The organism is Mycoplasma imitans ATCC 51306, from assembly GCF_000518305.1.
Classification (GTDB): domain Bacteria; phylum Bacillota_I; class Bacilli_A; order Mycoplasmatales; family Mycoplasmoidaceae; genus Mycoplasmoides; species Mycoplasmoides imitans.
In genome coordinates, this window is the sequence record NZ_KI912416.1 from 80,610 (window position 1) to 100,403 (window position 19,794).

14 protein-coding genes are annotated in these 19,794 nt (G+C 29.2%); 6 read left to right on the top strand and 8 right to left on the bottom strand.

What is annotated here, in order from left to right:
* From mnmE to P690_RS0102925, 8 genes are all read right to left on the bottom strand, one after another.
* A complete protein-coding gene (gene mnmE, locus P690_RS04470) occupies positions 1-1,347 on the bottom strand; it encodes a tRNA uridine-5-carboxymethylaminomethyl(34) synthesis GTPase MnmE (protein ID WP_027122265.1) in 1,347 nt (448 codons plus the stop codon).
* Between the two features lie 6 nt (positions 1,348-1,353).
* A complete protein-coding gene (locus P690_RS04475; protein WP_027122266.1) occupies positions 1,354-2,136 on the bottom strand; it encodes a DNA polymerase III subunit delta' in 783 nt (260 codons plus the stop codon).
* On the bottom strand, positions 2,123-2,755 hold the full coding sequence (gene tmk / locus P690_RS0102900; protein ID WP_027122267.1) for a dTMP kinase: 633 nt from the start codon (positions 2,753-2,755) through the stop codon (positions 2,123-2,125). Before tmk ends, P690_RS04475 begins: the two co-directional genes overlap by 14 nt.
* Positions 2,756-2,762: 7 nt before the next feature.
* Positions 2,763-4,025, bottom strand: coding sequence for a serine--tRNA ligase (gene serS, locus P690_RS0102905; RefSeq protein ID WP_027122268.1), 1,263 nt, complete (start codon positions 4,023-4,025; stop codon positions 2,763-2,765).
* Positions 4,026-4,066: 41 nt separating this feature from the next.
* On the bottom strand, positions 4,067-6,628 hold the full coding sequence (gene gyrA / locus P690_RS0102910) for a DNA topoisomerase (ATP-hydrolyzing) subunit A (protein ID WP_027122269.1): 2,562 nt from the start codon (positions 6,626-6,628) through the stop codon (positions 4,067-4,069).
* 19 nt (positions 6,629-6,647) lie between these two features.
* Positions 6,648-8,594, bottom strand: a complete 1,947-nt coding sequence (gene gyrB / locus P690_RS0102915; RefSeq protein WP_027122270.1) for a DNA topoisomerase (ATP-hydrolyzing) subunit B — start codon at positions 8,592-8,594, stop codon at positions 6,648-6,650.
* A gap of 195 nt (positions 8,595-8,789) precedes the next feature.
* On the bottom strand, positions 8,790-9,758 hold the full coding sequence (locus P690_RS0102920; RefSeq protein ID WP_027122271.1) for a J domain-containing protein: 969 nt from the start codon (positions 9,756-9,758) through the stop codon (positions 8,790-8,792).
* 2 nt (positions 9,759-9,760) lie between these two features.
* Entirely contained in the window at positions 9,761-10,936 is a 1,176-nt protein-coding gene (locus P690_RS0102925; protein ID WP_027122272.1) for a DNA polymerase III subunit beta, read from the bottom strand.
* 2,201 nt (positions 10,937-13,137) lie between these two features.
* On the opposite strand from P690_RS0102925, the gene P690_RS0102930 reads away from it, so the two are divergent.
* The 6 genes from P690_RS0102930 (at position 13,138) to rpmH (ending at position 19,787) form a co-directional block, all read left to right on the top strand.
* Entirely contained in the window at positions 13,138-13,926 is a 789-nt protein-coding gene (locus P690_RS0102930; RefSeq protein WP_027122273.1) for a ParA family protein, read from the top strand.
* Complete coding sequence (locus P690_RS0102935; RefSeq protein ID WP_027122274.1) at positions 13,916-14,389, top strand: hypothetical protein; 474 nt, start codon at positions 13,916-13,918, stop codon at positions 14,387-14,389. Before P690_RS0102930 ends, P690_RS0102935 begins: the two co-directional genes overlap by 11 nt.
* A 15-nt stretch (positions 14,390-14,404) precedes the next feature.
* Complete coding sequence (locus tag P690_RS0102940) at positions 14,405-15,790, top strand: DnaA ATPase domain-containing protein (protein WP_027122275.1); 1,386 nt, start codon at positions 14,405-14,407, stop codon at positions 15,788-15,790.
* 231 nt (positions 15,791-16,021) lie between these two features.
* On the top strand, positions 16,022-17,638 hold the full coding sequence (locus P690_RS04565) for an ABC transporter ATP-binding protein (RefSeq protein WP_245576691.1): 1,617 nt from the start codon (positions 16,022-16,024) through the stop codon (positions 17,636-17,638).
* 5 nt (positions 17,639-17,643) lie between these two features.
* Positions 17,644-19,545: an ABC transporter ATP-binding protein gene (locus P690_RS0102950; protein ID WP_027122277.1), complete on the top strand. Its 1,902-nt coding sequence runs from the start codon at positions 17,644-17,646 to the stop codon at positions 19,543-19,545.
* Between the two features lie 92 nt (positions 19,546-19,637).
* Positions 19,638-19,787, top strand: coding sequence for a 50S ribosomal protein L34 (gene rpmH, locus P690_RS0102955; RefSeq protein ID WP_027122278.1), 150 nt, complete (start codon positions 19,638-19,640; stop codon positions 19,785-19,787).
* Positions 19,788-19,794 lie beyond the last annotated feature (7 nt).

Below are 19,794 nucleotides of genomic sequence, written 5' to 3' on the forward strand. Positions count from 1 at the left end.
TTATTTACCTAAGCAAAAGTTTTTAAAAATTTCATCAATAAGGTTGTAATCTTCATATTCTGATAAAACTTTTAATAAAGAATTATTAGCTTCATTTAAATGTTGAATAACAATATCATGATATTGATTTTGATCATTTAATATTAAATTAATATTATGTAAAGCTGTTTGTAATAAGTTAATCTGTCATTCTTGTTGGAAAATGCTATCTTGTTTATTTTCGTCGTTAAAAATAGCTAAGCTTGTTTTTTCCAAATATTGAACTAATTCAGCAATATCATTATTTTTAGCGCTGATTTTAATCTTAATATTACCTGTATTTAATGTTGGATCAACTTCATCAACTTTATTACCAACTAAAACAAATTGTTTTTGCTTATCAATTAGATATTTATAAATATTGGTTTTGTCGTAGTTTTCATAATTATTTAGATCAATAAGATAGATAACTAAATCTGATTTATCAATCATTTTGAAGCTTTTGTTAATACCAATTTGCTCAATTTGATCACTACTCTTTCTTATCCCTGCTGTATCGATAAGATTAATTATTAATTCATCGTTTAGAATTATTTGACCTTCAACCGTGTCTCTTGTTGTTCCAGGGATATTAGTTACAATTGCTTTTTGTTCATTTAAAAAAGCATTTAACAACGAAGATTTACCAGCATTAGGTTCACCAACAATAGCTACTTTAATACCATCAGAAATTTGCTTCAATCTAAATGATTTATTAATAATTCTTTGCAGTTTTTGCCGTATATTTTTCAAATTTTTAAATTCGGTAACTAACTCGTTTTTTTCATCTTCGTATTCAGGATAATCGATCGCAATTTCTACCAAACCGATTAATCTAAAAATTTCTTGTTGAATACTTTTAATATCTTTAGAATACAAACCGCCTAAAGCATTAATACTTGCTGAATGGCTTAGATTATTCCTAGAGAATATCAAATCATGAATTGCTGTTGCTTGGTTAAGGTCGATCTTTTTATTAATATAGCTACGTTTAGAAAACTCTCCTCTTTGTGCTAAATGTGCGCCGTGTTTATTTAAGAGACCCATAATTTTATTAACTACAAATAGACCACCATGACAATTAATTTCAATTGAATTTTCACCAGTAAAGCTTTTAGGAGCAACAAACTTCATTAATAAAACATCGTCAATAACTTGATCGTTATCAATGATCTTTGCATGCTGAATTTTGTAACCTTCTTTAGTTATTTCTTTATTACAAATCTTGTTGATTACATCAAATGAATTAGGTCCAGATAATCTGATTACATGAATTGCACTATTATAAGGAGCTGTTGCTAAAGCATATATTGTTTCGTATTTTTTCATGATTAATTAATCAATGATACTTATTAAAATTGCGTTCTTAGAAACATTTAGATTTAAATTATCTAAAATTGGAATTAATTTACTTTTTTTCGCAAAATCACCGGTAAAAATAAGATAATTTAATATCAAACTAATTTCATAATAATCTAATTTTTCAAACAAATCTCTTATGTTCATTATATGATCAAATTTTTTGTTTGACACTTCTAGCAAATGAATTAGTTCTAACAATTTATAGATATCTTTTGTTTTTTCATATCTCAAAATATCATCATAACTATAAAACATAGTTTTTATGATATCTAATTCCTTAGGTTTATATTTATTTTTGAATTCTACTTTGTTTTCATAAACACCTGTAGAATATCTAACACACCTACTAACAATCGTGCTCAAAACTCCATAGGGTTTTCTAGTAGTCAAAATCCCGATCGTATTATCTTTAGGTTCTTCTAAAAATTTTAATAAGGAATTTAAAGATTCCTTGTTAGCTTTTTCAATTTGATGGATGATATAAATTTTAAGCCCTCTGCTTTCAAGAGCCGTATTATTAAACTTATTTTGAATATCAATAATATCTTGTTTTCTTATAACATTATTATGAGGATAAACATCAATTAAATCATAATAATCATTATTGATAATTTTCAAACATCAAACGCACTTTTTGCAAGGTTTTTTATCTTCTAGACAAACAATATTAATTAAATATTCTTCCAAATATTTCTTCAAATAACAACTCTTGTTTTCATACAAAAGAATAGGAATATATTTATTAGTTAAGTCCATGGTTTTTAACAAAAGAAGTAATAATTTTTACTACTTCATTATAAACAGTATCAAGATCTAATGAAGCGTTGATAATCTTAACTTTATTGTTATCTTTTAATGTTTCTAAATAAGCATTTCTAACATTATGAACGCGTTCTTTTGTATAAGCATCTAAATGATTCATGGTGCTACGTTCAGAAATTCTTTTAGCTGCTACTTCTGGATCAATGTCGAATAATATTGTTAAATCAGGTTCTAAATGATCAGTAACCAAATCATTGATCTTTTTAACCTTTTCATAACCTGCGTTTTTAACAATCCCTTGATAAATCCAAGAAGACACAACAAAACGATCGCAAATGACAATCTTGTTATCATTTAGAGCGGGTAAAATCTTCTTTTTTAAATGTTCGTTTCTAGAAGCAGAAAATAATAATGCTTCTGTTAATGGATCAGAGTTAGATAACTTCATGATCAGTTCTCGAATAGGTTCAGAAGCTTGACAGCCGCCGGGCTCACGTGAATAAATAATTGGTTGAGAATTAATCGTTAAATATTCATTCGCCATTCTTTTGATAAATGAACTTTTACCCGATCCATCAACTCCTTCTATAACAATAAATACCCCTTTTTTCATCTTTTTACTATCTTATAAACTCTTTATCAAAATATTTAAGTAATGCTTTTGGAATCTTAATTGATCCATCTTTTTGCTGGTAGTTTTCAACGATCGCAACAAATAAACGATCATGAGCTAATGCACTAGCATTAAGTGTGTGAACATAAAGATTCTTTTTAGAAATCACATCCTTAAATTTAATATTTGCTCTTCTTGCTTGAAAATCCCCACAATTTGAAATCGAAGAAATTTCACGGTATTTATTTTCAGACGGAATTCATACTTCTAGATCATAAGTTTTAGTTGCACTAAAACCCATATCACCAGTACATAAGATGATTCTACGGTATGGTAATTCTAATAGTTCAAGAATCTTTTCAGCGTCTCTTGCCATTTCTTCATGTTCTTGTTTAGAAGCGCTTGGGTGAACAATCTTAACTAGTTCAGTCTTATAGAATTGATGTTGACGAATTAAACCTTTAGTATCTTTTCCAGCACTACCAGCCTCAGATCTAAAACAAGCAGTTGATGCAGTGTAATATTTAGGTAAATCTGATTCTTTTAAGATCTCATTGCGGTGTAAGTTAACTAATTGAACTTCGGCTGTTGACGCTAAATAATAATTAGTTGCTTCTAGTTTGAAAACATCTTCAACAAATTTGGGAAACTGTCCAGAACCATAATAAGAATCGTTATTAACAATTACTGGTGGTAAATATTCTTCATACTTATCAGCATTTACATCTAGACAAAATTGCTGAATTGCACGCATTAATCTTGCGCCATCTTTTTTGTAAATTGAAAATCTTGACCCAGTAATCTTAGTGGCTGTATCAAGAGTGATCATATCAAGCTTAGTAGCTAATTCATAATGTGCTAAAGGTTTAAAATCAAAAACAGTAGGTTTTCTTGATTTAAACATCTCAACATTTTCGCTTTCATCTTTACCAATCGGAACATCTTCAGTCGGTAAGTTAGGAATACGTTGATAAATATAATCAAATTCTTCTTTAATTTCATTATATTTAGCTTCGTTCTTCTCTAATTCAGAACGAATTAATCCACCCTCTTGGATTAGCTTTTTTCTTTCAGCTTCTGATTGAGCACCAGCTGCTTTTTTTGCATTAATATTCTTTTGTTCGTTTAGTTTTTCAATCGTTTTAAGTGAAGTATTTAATTGTTTTTCTAAACGCAAAAATTCGTCGTATCAATCAAGATTAAATGATCGACTTTTAAGCTGTTCTCTAATCTCCTTTGAATTAGTTTTTAAGAGATTTTTGTCTAGCATAGTTGTTATTTACCTATTATTATTTCGCTTATTCAAATATTTTATTCTTCGTGGTTTGAATCATTAGATGATTGTTTATTAGTTTGATTATCATCTAATTCTGTTTGTTTATCTAATTCACCTGAAGTAGCTTGTTGAGTATCATCTTGTTCAACATCAAAAATTGCTACTGATTGTAAGTATTCCTTATCATTTAATGAAATTAGTTTCACACCTGAAGTATTACGTCCTTGTTCAGATACTTCAGCTAACGGCACGCGAACAATCTTACCAGTTGATGAAATCATTAGTAATTCTTCATTACCATTAACTAATTGAGTATTGATGATATTTCCAGTTTTTGGAGTAACCTTGATCGTAATCACCCCTTTAGAACCACGATTGGTCATACGGTATTCTTCACGATCTGTCATCTTACCAACACCTTTTTCACAAACTGCAAGTAATAATTTACCTTCGTTAGAAGATGATAATCCGATCACTTCATCTTTGGCATTCTTGAACTTAACACCAATCACACCTTGCGCAGCACGACCCATTGAACGAACTGCATCTTCTTTAAATCTAACTAGTAAACCAGATGAAACACCAATATAAATTTCTTCATCACCAGTAGTCTTAATCACCTTAAATAAACTGTCGTTTTCAGTTAACTTAATCGCAATTTTACCGTTACTTTGAATTCTAGAGAATTCAGATGCTTCAACACGTTTAACTAAACCTTTTTTCGTCGAGAAGAAGAAGTAACCGCTGTCATAATCATTAGTTGATAATAACGACATTAGTTTTTCATCTTTTTCAATGCTAATTAGATTAATTGCTGGAATCCCTTTAGAGATTCTTGAGCCTAATGGTACTTGGTGTGCACGGATTCGATACACCTTACCATAGTTGGTAAAGAATAATAAATCTGAGTGAGTTGAACAAACGATTAATGATTCTACATCATCATCTTCGTATGTGTTCATACCTTTAACCCCAACACCACCACGGTGTTGAACCTTATAAGCGCTAATTGGTATTCGCTTTAAGTAACCCTTAGATGATCTAGTAATTACTACAGTTTCAACTGGGATTAATTGTTCGTTGTCGATTGATGAGTTAAGACCATAACAAATCTTAGTTCTTCTTTCATCACCAAACTTGCGATCAATTTCATCAAGTTGATCTGAGATAATTTCAATTCTTCTTTCTTTGCTCTTAAGAATCTCTTCTAGATCTTTAATCAATTCTCGAAGTTTTTCTAATTCTTTTTGTAAGTTTTCGCGTTCAAGACCACTTAAACTTCTTAAACGCATATCAAGAATTGCTTTAGCTTGAAGTTCGCTAAGCTCATATTTAGACATCAAAGTATTCTTAGCCTCTTCATTATCTTTAGCATTCTTAATGATTTCAATAACATCATCAATGTTATTAGTTGCAATTACTAAACCTTCAACGATGTGAGCTGATGCTTGAGCTTTTTTTAGTTCAAAACTTGTTTTTCTCAACAAGATATCAAACTGGTGATCAATATAGATTTGTAATGCTTCTTTAATGTTAAGCACTTTTGGTTGATTGTTAACCAAAGCAAGCATTGCAACTGAGAAATTAGTTTGTAATTGAGTTGATTTGTAAAGTTGGTTTAATAAAACTTCAGGAATAACATCGCGTTTAGTTTCAATTACAATTCTAATTCCTTCACGGTTTGATTCGTCTCTTAAATCTGCAATTCCTTGAATCTGTTCAGTTTTAACTAACTCAGCAATCTTATTAATCAGATTTGCTTTATTAACCATATAAGGAATCTCAGTAATAACAATGTTGTTCTTGTTATTAGGTAATTCTTCGATTTCAGATTTAGCACGAACTGAAACTGAACCTCTACCGGTATTGAAGTATTCATCAATTCCAGCTTCTCCTAAGATTTCTGCAGCAGTTGGAAAATCAGGTCCCTTAATAAATTGTTTTAAATCTTCAATGCTAGCATCTTCATTAACTAGTAAATGTTTAATCCCACCAATTAATTCACTCAAGTTGTGCGGGGGAATATTGGTTGCCATACCTACAGCAATACCACTTGAACCGTTTGCTAATAAGTTAGGAAACAATGAAGGTAGAACAACTGGCTCTTTTTCTGAAGCATCATAGTTATCAGCAAAATCAACTGTATCCTTGTCGATATTACGTAGCATTTCAGCAGAGATCTTAGATAATCTTGCTTCTGTATAACGCATCGCCGCTGCACTATCACCATCAATCGAACCAAAATTACCATGCCCATCGATTAACATATATCTTAATGAGAATGGTTGTGCCATCCGCACCATAGTTTCATAGATTGCACTATCACCATGAGGGTGATATTTACCCATAACGTGACCAACGATCTGAGCTGACTTTCGGTATGGTTTATCATGAGTTAAACCTGAAGTGTAAGCACCGTATAAAACACGACGATGTACTGGTTTTAATCCGTCTCGTGAGTCTGGTAAAGCTCTTGAAACAATAACAGACATGGCATATTCCATGAATGAAGTTTCAAGTTCTTTAGTAATCGATGCTTCTTTAACTACTGTTTTACTTAACAGTTCTTTTATATTATTTTTATCGTTAGGATTCATTGTTTAACCTGATATTGTATTAGAAATCAATATTCTTAACTAATTTAGCGTTCTTCTCAATAAAGTCGCGGCGTGGTGAAACTTCATCACCCATTAATAGTGAGAATGTTTTATCAGCATTAGCAGCATCATTAATTGATACTTTTAATAAAGTTCTTTTTTCTGGATCCATGGTTGTTTCTCAAAGTTGAACATCATCCATTTCCCCTAGACCTTTATAACGTTGTAATTCATAACGCACATTAGGATTTTCATTTTTTCATTGTTCTAATTGTGCATCTGAATAAATATATTTGTTTTGTTTGTTATAGCTTACACGATACAATGGAGGTTGAGCGATGTACACATGTCCTTTCTCAATCAATGGGAACATGTGTCTGAAGAAAAATGTTAATAACAAGATGCGAATGTGAGCACCATCAACGTCAGCATCGGTCATGATGATGATCTTGTTGTAACGAATTTTTTCAAGTGAAAATTCTGGGTTTACACCAGCACCAATAGCAGTTATTAATGTTCTAATTTCTTCGTTTTTAAAAATCTTTTCATGGTTAGCTTTTTCAACATTTAAAACCTTACCACGAAGCGGTAAAATCGCTTGGTAAAAACGATCACGACCAGATTTAGCTGAACCACCCGCAGAGTCCCCTTCGACGATGTACAATTCAGATATTTCCATATCCTTTGTTGTACAGTCGGCTAACTTACCTGGTAATGAAGCTGATTCAAATGGAGATTTTCTAGCAGATTCTAAAGCTGCTTCAGAACGTTTTCTTGAAAACATTGCCGAAACTGCTTTTGCAGTAATCTTAGCAGCTTCTTCAGGATTTTCTAAGAAGAATCTTTCTAACAGTTCAGATACTACACTATTTGTAAATTCTCTTACTTCAGTATTACCTAAACGATCTTTGGTTTGACCTTGGTATTGAGGTTCTGAGTGCTTAATTGAGATAATCGCGGTTAAACCTTCGCTAAGATCTTCTTTACTGATCTTACCATCAGTTTCTTTAATAAATTTCTTTTCTAAAGCGTAGCGATTAATGATTTTGTAAAGTGCATTCTTAAACCCTTCTTCATGAGTACCACCTTGGTTGGTGTGAATGTTATTACAGAATGAATAAGTTGAGTTGTAATAACCGTTAGTGTATTGAAACGCAACTTCTAGTAACATAGTTACTTCCAAATTTCTCTTAGGTAAAGTAACCTTAGTTTTCTTTTCACCATAAATGATTTGAGGAATAATTGGTTCTTTCGAATCATTTAAGAACTCAACGTATTGTTTAATTCCACCTTCGTACAATCATTCTTGTTTAGTCTTCTTATCAGTTCTTTCATCAATAAAGATAAACTTTATACCCTTATTTAAGAAAGCTAATTGTTCTAAACGATCAGCAATTACAGTTTCGTCGTATTCAAATTGTTCCATAATGCTAAAGTCAGGAATAAATTGAATTCTTGTACCTTGCTTCTTATTATCAGAACCGATCACTTTTAATGATTCTAATGGAACACCACCATCTTTAAACTCAATGTAATGGATCTTGTTTTCACGGTTTACTCAAACCTTGAACATTGTACTTAAAGCATTTACAACTGAAGCACCTACCCCATGTAAACCACCAGACATAGAATAAGAATCGCTATCAAACTTACCACCAGCGTGTAAGATTGTTAAAACGGTTTCAACTGTAGATTTTTTTGTCTTTTCGTGAATATCAATCGGAATACCACGACCGTCATCTTCTACTTCAACTAAGTAGTTGTCTTTTAATGTAAGTTTAACAGTTGATCCATAACCTGCCATCATTTCGTCGACAGAGTTATCAACGATTTCTCAGATCATGTGGTGAAGACCTTTTTGGTCCGTAGAACCAATGTACATACCAGGTCTTTTTCGAACTGCTTCTAATCCTTCAAGGATCGTAATATTTTCCGAGCTATATTGGTCTTTTTTTGTGTCGCTCACTACTTGCTATCTCCTAGCTGAAACTTCAAATTATAGCCATAAAATAAAGATATTACTTTTAACGATACTATCCTCTTAAAAGTAATCTATCCATATTCTGTAATTTTATGCTAATTTTTATTACGTCAAAACTGTGTTTTTTAAGCCCATAAATGAGCCATACGTAACGTACGTATATTATACCATATAACAATCTTAATTATTGAACTGATAAGTCTTATAATTAAAGATTTTGGTATTAGGATTTTTGTTATTTTCACTAGGAACTAAAAACCATAAACTGTTCTTTTCATTGTTCAAAATACTAGAGAAAATTTTTAGGCGTTTTTCAATTCTTGGAACAACTTTGAAACGGACGATTAAATCACCTTGCCAACCTAAAGCTACATTACCTTTGCCAAAGAACTCAGAAACATCTCCTGTTTTGGTATTTTCAGGAATGATAAAAGCATAGTTTCTTAACTCTTCATGCCAAATTTCATAACTGCGATTTAAATTAATAACCTTAATTTTGATTGGAATGTTAATAATCTTTTGACTATCAATTTCTTCTTGAGTAACTTCAATGATTGCTTCAATGTTGAAATACTTTTTTAACAACAATCAAGAACTAAAGTCATAACGATGCTTAAGATATTCAATTAATTCATTTTCAGTAATATCATATCTGATTACATCTTGACGGTTAATTAATCGCTTAACCAAATTATTAGGCAAGCTAAAACTTGTATCTAATTCATAAAAAGCGCAAGAGATGTCAAAATCTAAAAACGCTCCTAAACCATCAATTGAAATCTTATCAAACTTCTGATAAAGATTGTATTCTTCGTAGTAATAATTAGATGGATTAAAGTCTCATTGTTGAGTTAAACTTACATTTTTCGTGAAATTTTCATGCCAGACTTCTGCACCAGAATACTCATATGTCAATCCATCAGCAGAGAATTCGAAAGTTTTAGAATTCTCATGTTGCAACATGAAATCATATTTTTGCCGTTGCTGCTCATCAGAAAGAATCGAATAAGCGTTATTGATTTGCACAAATTTATCATGTCCGTCCTTGTTAATGTCAGGATGATATTTTTTTGCTAAACGTTTATAAGAAGATTTAATTTCACTGATTGTTGCATTTGAATCAACTTCTAATAATTCGTATAACGTCATAATTAGTTTGTAGATGAAGGCGCTAAGACTTGCACAAACTTAAGTTTGAAATTATCGTTGTTCTTTTCGAATATCTTTAAGATACATCCAGAGATTGCAGATTGTAATAAAAGTTTAAACACTATATCTTTTGATTCAAACATTTTAATGTGTTCTTGCAAATAAAAAGGATTTAGATTTATATCTTTGCTTTCACCCTCAAATTCACTGATATCAAATTCAGAACTATAAGAAGCGATATCAAACGAATTAGTGCTAATCTTCAATGTGTTTTTTAAAATTTCAAAATTAGCATCAGCATTATTTTTTCCTTGATCTGATAAAGATAATACTCCTGTTAATGCATGAAGGTTGTTGCTAATTACATCTTTATCAACAACAAAACTGCTTACAACTTCGTTCGCATTTAAAATCTTTTTAAATTCAGGGAAGGTTTCGTTTTCAACTCTAAGATATAAAACAAACTTATTGTTTGTTAATACTACTTTATCACTTTTGCTATTTATTTTCAATAGCAATTGATCTTTATCCTTTAAGAAAGCAGCAACATATGAAAGCGACACTGCGTTAACGGAAAAGTTGAATTTAGTTTTAAGAGCATCTTCAGTATCACTTACCTCATAGTAACAGCTAGAAAGTTTAATAGCATCAGAACCCGTAATCCAAATATTCATATCATCTGGATCTTTCTGAAAATTAATTGCTGAACTAATAGAATTTTTTGTTGTTTGTACAGAAGTAGAGTGAGTAACTTTTTTAATACTTTTTGCAAATAAAAAGCTGTCTAAATCGATGACGCTGAAATTAGAGTCATCAATTTCTATTTCAGGGTATGAAACATCTTCTTCAAGATTTAGAGAGGTTTGCATCTTACCTGCTCTAACAATTAACTGATTGTCCAGTTTTGCTAATGTAAAGTTTTCTGAAACAATAGACTGAATGATTGTAATAAGCTTTCTAGCATTAACAATCACTTCACCTTCTTCTTCAACATCTATATCATCCTCAATTTTATAAACAGATGAAACTTGACCGTTGCTAGAATAAATCTTACAACCCTTACTATCGATTTTCATGTAAAGGTTTTTAAGTATCTGATCAAAATTATTGTCAGAAGAGAAGTTGCTTGAAAACTTTATAGCTTCTAAAAAAGAGCTTTTGTTAGTAAAAAATTTCATTTGATATATTTTAATTTTTAATTTTTATTATTTTCTATGCGAATTGCGAATAAGTTTGCGGAAAACTACTAAAAATTTTAATTGGTTAAGAAATACATTAAAATATTTATATTTTAATGTAAATATTATAACATTTTTTGTGAAAAACGTGTATTATATATAAGAGATTTTTTATTAAATTTAACTATATTACTATGTAATATAGTTATTATAGCAAAAGTAAAGTAACAGTTAAACGTTTTATAAAAAAAACTCCGAAATTTATTAAAAATGATTTGAAATTAATTGCTTAATAGGTGTTAAAAACAACAATGTGAGGAATTTAAAAACAAAACAAACTATAAAAATGCAAATCAAAAATTTAATTAAAATACATTAGATTGAGTAAAAAAAAGAACAATATTATTAAAATACTGTTCAATATAATATTTTTCTATATTAAAAAAATATTGTTAATTTTTCCGAAAGATTTTAAATTTTATTCATTTTAATATTCAGCAAAATCAATAAAAAAGAAAACCATAAATTTTATTAACAAATATATCAGAAAAAGCTTTATATACTCGAAATATTGGTAGCCAAATGATATTATAACAATATTAAAAAAATGTTAAATTTTAATATCGGCTATTTTTTTGTTTTTTTACCAACCGTCGACAAACGAAACAGATGAATATCAAAACAATATTAATGTTAGAATCCTTTAATTTAAAGCAATATGATTTTAATATTTTAAAAATATTACTAACAATTATTTTTAATAAAAGTTTCAACAATCCAACATAAAAAGAAAGTTCTTTAATAATATTGAAAAGCTTATTTAGGTAACAATATTATTTAAATATTATTAATTTAATTATAGATATTTAATTGATATTAAAACAATATTGTAACAGCACTAATAGAATATTAATATTTATTAAACAATCTATTCCCTAACAAAAAGATCATATGAAAATGATAAGTCTTATTTTCGTTAAATATGTATTGATATCATTTATTTCACAATAAATGAAAAAATGAATCCTAATAATAGGATATTAATATTAATTTAATATTATTAATTGTTTACATTGCATCCAATTAGGTATATGCTAACTACTGTCTATCAATAGTACGAGAGTTTAAACAAAATAACAATAATATTAAAAAATATTAACTGAATTTAAATCATTTATCGCAATATTATTAAAGCGTTAATAATTAAGTAATAATATTCACACGGTTTTTTAACACACAATATGAAAACAATATTATTACAATATTAAACACACTTATAGCATTTAACAAATGTCGCAAAATTAAATCTAATTTAAATTTAACTTCGCGACAATATTAAAAAAATATTAATCTAATTTGAATTGTAGTTTTTTATATAATAACCTAAACAAACAGTAACATAAAAATATTATTTAGATAGAAGCTTATTTTAAAATGTTATTTAAAAATATCATTATAATATTGTTACTTCACAGCTTAATAAAAGCTAATTGAATTATGTTGGATATTATTCAATAAAATTTATGTTATTTATAATATCATAATGATATTATGAAATTATTTAGCCTTTAGGAAACCTAACAGAAAATGTTAATACTAATGGAAACACAATAATATTTATTTAATATTTCTTATGTATTATATACACACAACAATATTTTAATAATATTGTAAATAAGAAAATTGGCTAGTTACAATTACAAAACGATATTTAATTAATATTGAAACGATATTACATTATTATTTAGCAAGCAGAATAATAAAATTTTTTTTAATAATATTGTTTTGATATTTTTTAATTGAACAGACCAATGCTTAATCGCTTTTAGAAGCACAAATGTATTATTCCGATAACTAGCCTGTCGTTAAACTGTATGGAATCCCTATTAAAAAGGAATAAGGCCCTTTAATTTTAATCAGAAAAACTTTTCTGCTTAAAATCACAAAATCACGATACGTTTTTTGATAAAAATAGTGATAGTTTTAATGATAAGATTTTTATCTCTTCATTTGAAAAAAGAAATTTTTACATATTAATTTAATATTTAAATAATATTATTAATATTACGGTTAAAATATTCTAACTTTTGGCAATTTTTGTTATTATTTATATTTGAAAATAATTGCATAAATTTTATTAATAAAATCATAATATTAATTTAATATCAATATTATATTGTTATAATATTTATAACGTAATTATGATCATTTCATTTATTAATAATAAAGGTGGTGTTTTGAAGACGACACTAGCCACCAACATATGTGGTGTGTTTTCTAAATTTTTTCCAAATTCAAGGTCTGTGATTGTGGATTTAGACGGGCAAGGAAATGTGTCTGCTACTTTCGGTCAACACCCAGAAAGACTAAAAAATACACTTATTGATATTTTTAGAGGCGAAAAAGATATTGATGATTGTGTTTTAAATGTATTTCCTTCTATAGATATTCTTCCTTCTAACCATGAACTAAGTTTTGTTGATATGGATGTAGCAAGAAAAGAATACAAGTTATCAGTTATAAAGAATCTAATTGAAAAGTTAGAAGAAACATATGATTTTGTATTCTTAGACACTCCTCCAGCAATGTCTACGATTGTTTCTGTATCTATGCATATATCAGACATGATTGTTATTCCATTTGAACCTGACCAATATTCAATACTTGGTTTATTAAGAGTTATCGATACAATTGAAACCTTTAGAGAAAGAAACGAAGATCTGAAAGTGCTTGTTGTACCGACTAAAGTTAATGCTAGAACAAGATTACATAATGATGTTTTAAGCATAGTAAAAACAAAACTAAATAAAAAAGATGTTCCTTTAAGTAAAAATATAGTCTCATTCACAACTAAATCTTCAGCTTCAGTTGGTTATGAAAAATTACCGATAGTTTTGATTAACCAGCGTTCAAAATATCAACAAGAATATATCGAAATTACCAAAGAAATCATTAATTTATTAAAAGAGAATAAACAAAATGGAAAATAAAAAAACAAAGAAAAAAGAACGAAGATTTACAGATCTTAGTGCCGATTTGGATGACGAAGTTGAAACAATCGATCCTGAATATGAAGATTCTAAAGAAATAAAAATCGAAAAAAACAAGAACAATCAAGTTGTTGATGAAAATGATCCATTCTTCTATTCTGAATCTTTTGAAGAAACAAGAGTGCAGCTTATTAAAGATAAAAAAGTTGAAAACAAAAAAGAAATAATTAAAGAAACACCGGTAAAAAAAGATGTTTCAGATACTAAACAAGAACAAGAAACGAAAGATGTTTACATTGACAGTAGTCTTGAAATAATAGGGCAAGAACCTTTAACTAAAGGAATGCACTTTTACACTAATTCAAGAGTTATTAGAAAAGTTAGAGAATGTGCTAAAAACAAAGGTTTAAGTATATCAAGATTAATAACGATGATTCTTGATAAGAGTATAAAAGAAGAATAAAATAGGTAATAATTCTTGAAAACAAAATTAAAAACATTTTTAGAAAAAATTTCTATTCATTTTAATGAAGCTAATTCTGAACTCTTGAATGCTTTCACGCATTCTATTGATTTTGTTTTTGAGGAAAATGATAACATTTATATATATTTCGAAAGTCCTTACTTTTTTAATGAGTTTAAAAATAAATTAAACCACATAATAAATGTTGAAAATGCCGTTGTTTTTAATGATTTTTTGTCAATAGAATGAAAAAAAGTTCACAAAGAAAATAAACGAATAAATTTATTAGATAAAAAAGAAGCTGATTCATTAAAAGAAAAACTAAACAATTTAAAAAAACAAGAAAAGTATAAAATTAATCCCTTATCAAGAGGTATAAAAGAAAAATACAACTTTAGTAATTATTTAGTTTTTGAATTTAACAGAGAAGCAGTTTATTTAGCTAAACAAATTGCCGAAAAGACGATAGATTCTAATTGAAACCCAATAATAATAGAAGGTAAACCTGGTTATGGGAAAAGTCACTTATTGCAAGCTATTGCAAACGAACGACAAAAGTTATTCCCTGAAGAAAAAATCTGCGTACTATCTTCAGATGACTTTGGATCTGAATTTCTCAAATCAGTCATAGCACCTGATCCAACTCACATTGAAAGCTTTAAGTCTAAATATAAGGATTATGATCTTTTAATGATAGATGATGTTCAGATCATTTCTAATCGTCCCAAAACTAACGAGACTTTTTTTACTATTTTTAATTCTTTGGTTGATCAGAAGAAAACAATCGTTATAACTTTAGACTGTAAGATTGAAGAAATCCAAGATAAATTAAATGCAAGAATGATTTCAAGATTCCAAAGAGGTATCAATGTAAGAATCAATCAACCTAACAAGAATGAAATCATTAAAATCTTTAAACAAAAATTCAAAGAGAATAATCTAGAAAAATACATGGATGATCATGTAATTGAGGAAATTTCTGATTTTGATGAAGGTGATATTCGCAAAATTGAAGGTTCTGTAGCTACCCTTGTTTTTATGAATCAAATATATGGGGCGACCAAAACCAAAGAACAGATTTTAAAAAGCTTTATTGAAAAAGTAACAAACAGAAAAAATTTAATCTTATCTAAAGATCCTAAATACGTATTTGAAAAGATTAAGTACCACTTTAATATAAGTGAAGAAGCACTAAAGTCTTCAAAAAGAAAAAAAGAAATTGTACAAGCCCGACATATCTGCATGTATATCTTAAAAAAGATTTACAACCAAAATTTGAGTCAAATTGGAAAGCTGTTAAAAAAAGATCATACAACAGTTAGACACGGCATCGACAAAGTGCAAGAAGATCTAGAAAACGATCCGAATCTAAAGAGTTTTATTGACATTTTTAGAAATTAAAATCCAAACAAAGTATTTTCAAAATAAAAACAAAATAAATTTATATTATTAGAATTTATATAGTTCTAAAAATAATTAATTACTTAATTAATTCATCTTAATAAGTGTAATTTCTAATTAGACTTTGAAAGTATGCTTAAAATTTTATTTTATAACACAACAAAATCCTTTAAAGTTCACATGTCGATTGTGTCAATTTTTCTATTAATAGAAAGTTTAACAACCGTATTGGTGCCATACTTTTTTTCGGATTTAATCAACTTCGGTATTATTGGGGGAGATAAAGGTGCATTAACCAAATACTCCTTAATTTTATTAGGTGTAGCATTTATTGGTTTTGTATTCGGATACCTTGGAGGACGTTCAATCACAATTGCCTCTGTAGAGTTTGCAAAACAATTACGTGTTAACATCTTTGAAAGATACCAAAGTTTCTCTGCTAAGAGCACAGACAAATTTGAAAAAGCAAGCGTTTTAACCAGAATGACAACTGACGTCAACTTTATTCAGCAAAGCATCCAATCTTTTAGGATGGCGATAAGGGGAGTGTCAATTTTCTTATTTGCACTAATATTAATGTTTATTACTAGTTGAAAACTGGGCGTAGCATCTGTAGCAATTATGCCAGTAATTATTGCTGGGATCTTACTTGTCTACCGTTTTGTTATCGGGAACTATAAAAAACTGTTTAAGCAATATGATCAATTAAACAATTTAGCAAAAGAATCAATTGCTGGAATGAGAGTTGTAAAATCTTACCACCAACAAGATAATGAGATTCAAAAGTTCAATCGTGTAGCAGGTTTTATTTATAAAAACTTTACAAACATTGAAAGAACAACTGCACTGATTACACCAATCTTATTATTCTGTATCTATGCGTTAGCAATTGCAATTGCTTGAATTGGTACTAAAGATATTGTTGAAGGTAAATTAGATATTGGTAGCTTGGCTTCCGTATTAGCTTATGCGTTCCAAATTTTAATTAACTTATTACTATTATCATTTGTTTATGTAACGATCATTACAGCTAAACCTTCTAAGGATCGTATTGTTGAAGTGTTGACTGAAAAGATTGATATTAAAGATAATAAAAACGCACTTCAATCTGTTGATGATTATGAAATAGAATACAAGGATGTTAGTTTCAAATATGTTGATAACAATCCTCACAACAATTTATCTAACATCAACATTAAGATTAAAAAAGGTCAAACAATTGGAATTATTGGACCTACTGGTTCAGGAAAAACTAGTATAGTTAATTTGCTTACAAGGTTATATGAATGTAATGAAGGACAGGTGTTGTTAAACAATGTCCGTGTGAACGATTATAGTCTTAAAGCATTAAGAGAAGCAATCGCAATTGTTCCCCAAAAGAGTATTCTTTATTCTGGAACAATAAAGGACAACATCTTAATGGGTCGCGATTACTCAGATGAAGAAGTGCAAAAAGCAATTGCTCAAGCACAAGCTGCTGAGTTTATTAACAAATTAGCTAACAAACTAGATTCAGTAGTTGAACAAAATGGATCTAACTTTTCTGGTGGTCAACGTCAAAGAATCTGTATTGCTAGAGCAATGATTCGCAAACCAAAGATTTTAATTTTTGACGATTCAACATCAGCTTTGGATACTAAAACTGATGCACTAATCCAATCAAGCTTTAATAATGACTTTAAAGAAGCAAGTAAAATCTTAATCTCACAAAGAATTTCGTCAATTAAGAATGCTGATCTAATTTACGTATTAAACAATGGTCAAATCGTTGCTAGTGGCAACCACGATTATTTAATTCAAAATTCTGAACTATACCGTGAGATTAACCAATCACAAACAGAGCAGTAATATTTATGAGTCATAAAAAAGAAATAAACAGTCTAAAGAAAAAATACTTTAAAGAGCTGATTGGTTTTATTTGAAAACACAACAAGTGACGATTATTAATTTCATTTTTCTTTACGATTATCTCATCAATCACTTTAGTGTTGGTCAGCAACTTCATTAAGAGTTTAGTTGACGATTATGTAACCCCATTGCTTAAAGAAAAAGCAGCTGGTCAAACCCTTGACTTTACAGGGTTAATCGAATATTTAGCAATCATCGGTTCGATATTTATCTTAGGGGTGATATCAAATATCATTGCTGGTCAGATTATGGCTAAGGCGACACATGCAACATTATTTAAATTAAGAAATAATATGTATGTTCACATGCAAGGATTACCAATTAAATATTTTGATACTACCAAGCATGGTGATATTATGAGTTATTACACCAACGACGTGGATACGGTGCGTAATTTAATTGTTCAAATTATTCCCCAATCGTTCCAAGCATTGGTGCAAATTGCAGTAATTTTAGGGTTCATGTTGCAGATTAGTGTTGTATTAACATTAATTACGATTGCAATGTTGTTCCCGATGATTATCTTATTTGGTTTCTTTGGTCAAAAAACTAGAGCTAACTTTATTGCTAACCAAGTTGAAATTGCTAATTTAAATGGTGTAATCCAAGAATATATTGAAAACCAAACTGTATCTAATTTATTTAATTATTCAGATACTGTTATTACCAAATTCAAATCAGCCAATCATAAACAAGCTGCAATTATGAGAAAAGCTAATGTGTTAGCTTCTATTGTATTCCCTGTGATGTACAACTACTCAAACGTAATGTATATTATTGTAGCGATAACAAGCGTTTTCTTATTTGATGCTTACCAAGGTAAAGCTTTATTAGGACAACAAATCACTTTAGGGGTAATTGTTTCGTTCGTTGCTTTAGTACGCGCTTTTGTTGGTCCGTTAGCAAATATTTCACAAAATGTTAACTTCTTTGCCAAATCTAAAGCAGGCGCTGAAAGAATTTATACGATGCTGCATCAACAACCTGAAGAAAACAATGGCAAGATTATTCTTGATTACATTGAAAAAGATGAAAATGGTAATTGAAAAGTTGCTGACAAATGAACTAAGCAAATGGGTTGGGTAATCAATGGTGAAATCAAACCATTCCAAGGTAAGGTTGAGTTCAAACACGTTAATTTCTCTTACGATGGCAAAAAGCAAGTTTTAAAAGATATTAATATTAGTGTAGAACCTGGTGAAAAGATCGCCTTAATTGGTAAAACTGGTTCAGGTAAAACAACGATAGCAAATTTGATTAACCGTTTTTACAACGTAACCGATGGCGAAATTTACTTTGATGATATTCCAATCTCATCAGTTGATGTAAATTCGATTCGTAAGACTGTGGGAATCGTTTTACAATCAACAGAACTATTCTCAGGTTCGATTCGCGATAATATCGCTTATGGTAACACCCAAGCCAAATTAGAAGATATTATTGAAGCGGCAAAATTAGCTAATGCTCATGATTTCATCATGACCTTACCTAACGAGTATGATACTTACATCACCAATAACGGTGAAGGTCTTTCTCAAGGACAAAAACAATTGTTAGCAATTGCTCGGGTAAGTTTAATGAACCCATCAATCATGGTGCTTGATGAAGCTACATCTAATATTGATAGTAGAACTGAAAGAGTGATTAAAGAATCAATGGATAAGTTGATGCAAAACCGAACAACGTTTGCAATTGCTCACAGATTATCAACAATTAAAAACTCTAATAAGATTTTAGTTATCCAAGAAGGTGAGATCGTTGAGCGTGGTAATCATGAACAACTAATGGCAAAAAAAGGTCTTTACGAATCATTCTATCATTCTTCTTTCAATGAAGAGATGAGTTAATAAAATTTATTTTTCGTTATATAATAGATAAGATAATTAAAAAATGTCAAGCTAGGCTTGGCGTTTTTGTTAATGTATATTTTTAAATAGCTATGAAAAGAACATACCAACCTAATAAAAGAAAACGAGCTAAGACCCACGGTTTTAGAGCAAGAATGGCAACTGCTTCAGGAAGAGCTGTATTAGCAGCTAGAAAAAGAAAAGGCAGACACGTTTTAACAGTTTCAGACGAAGCTAGATAGTTTTTAG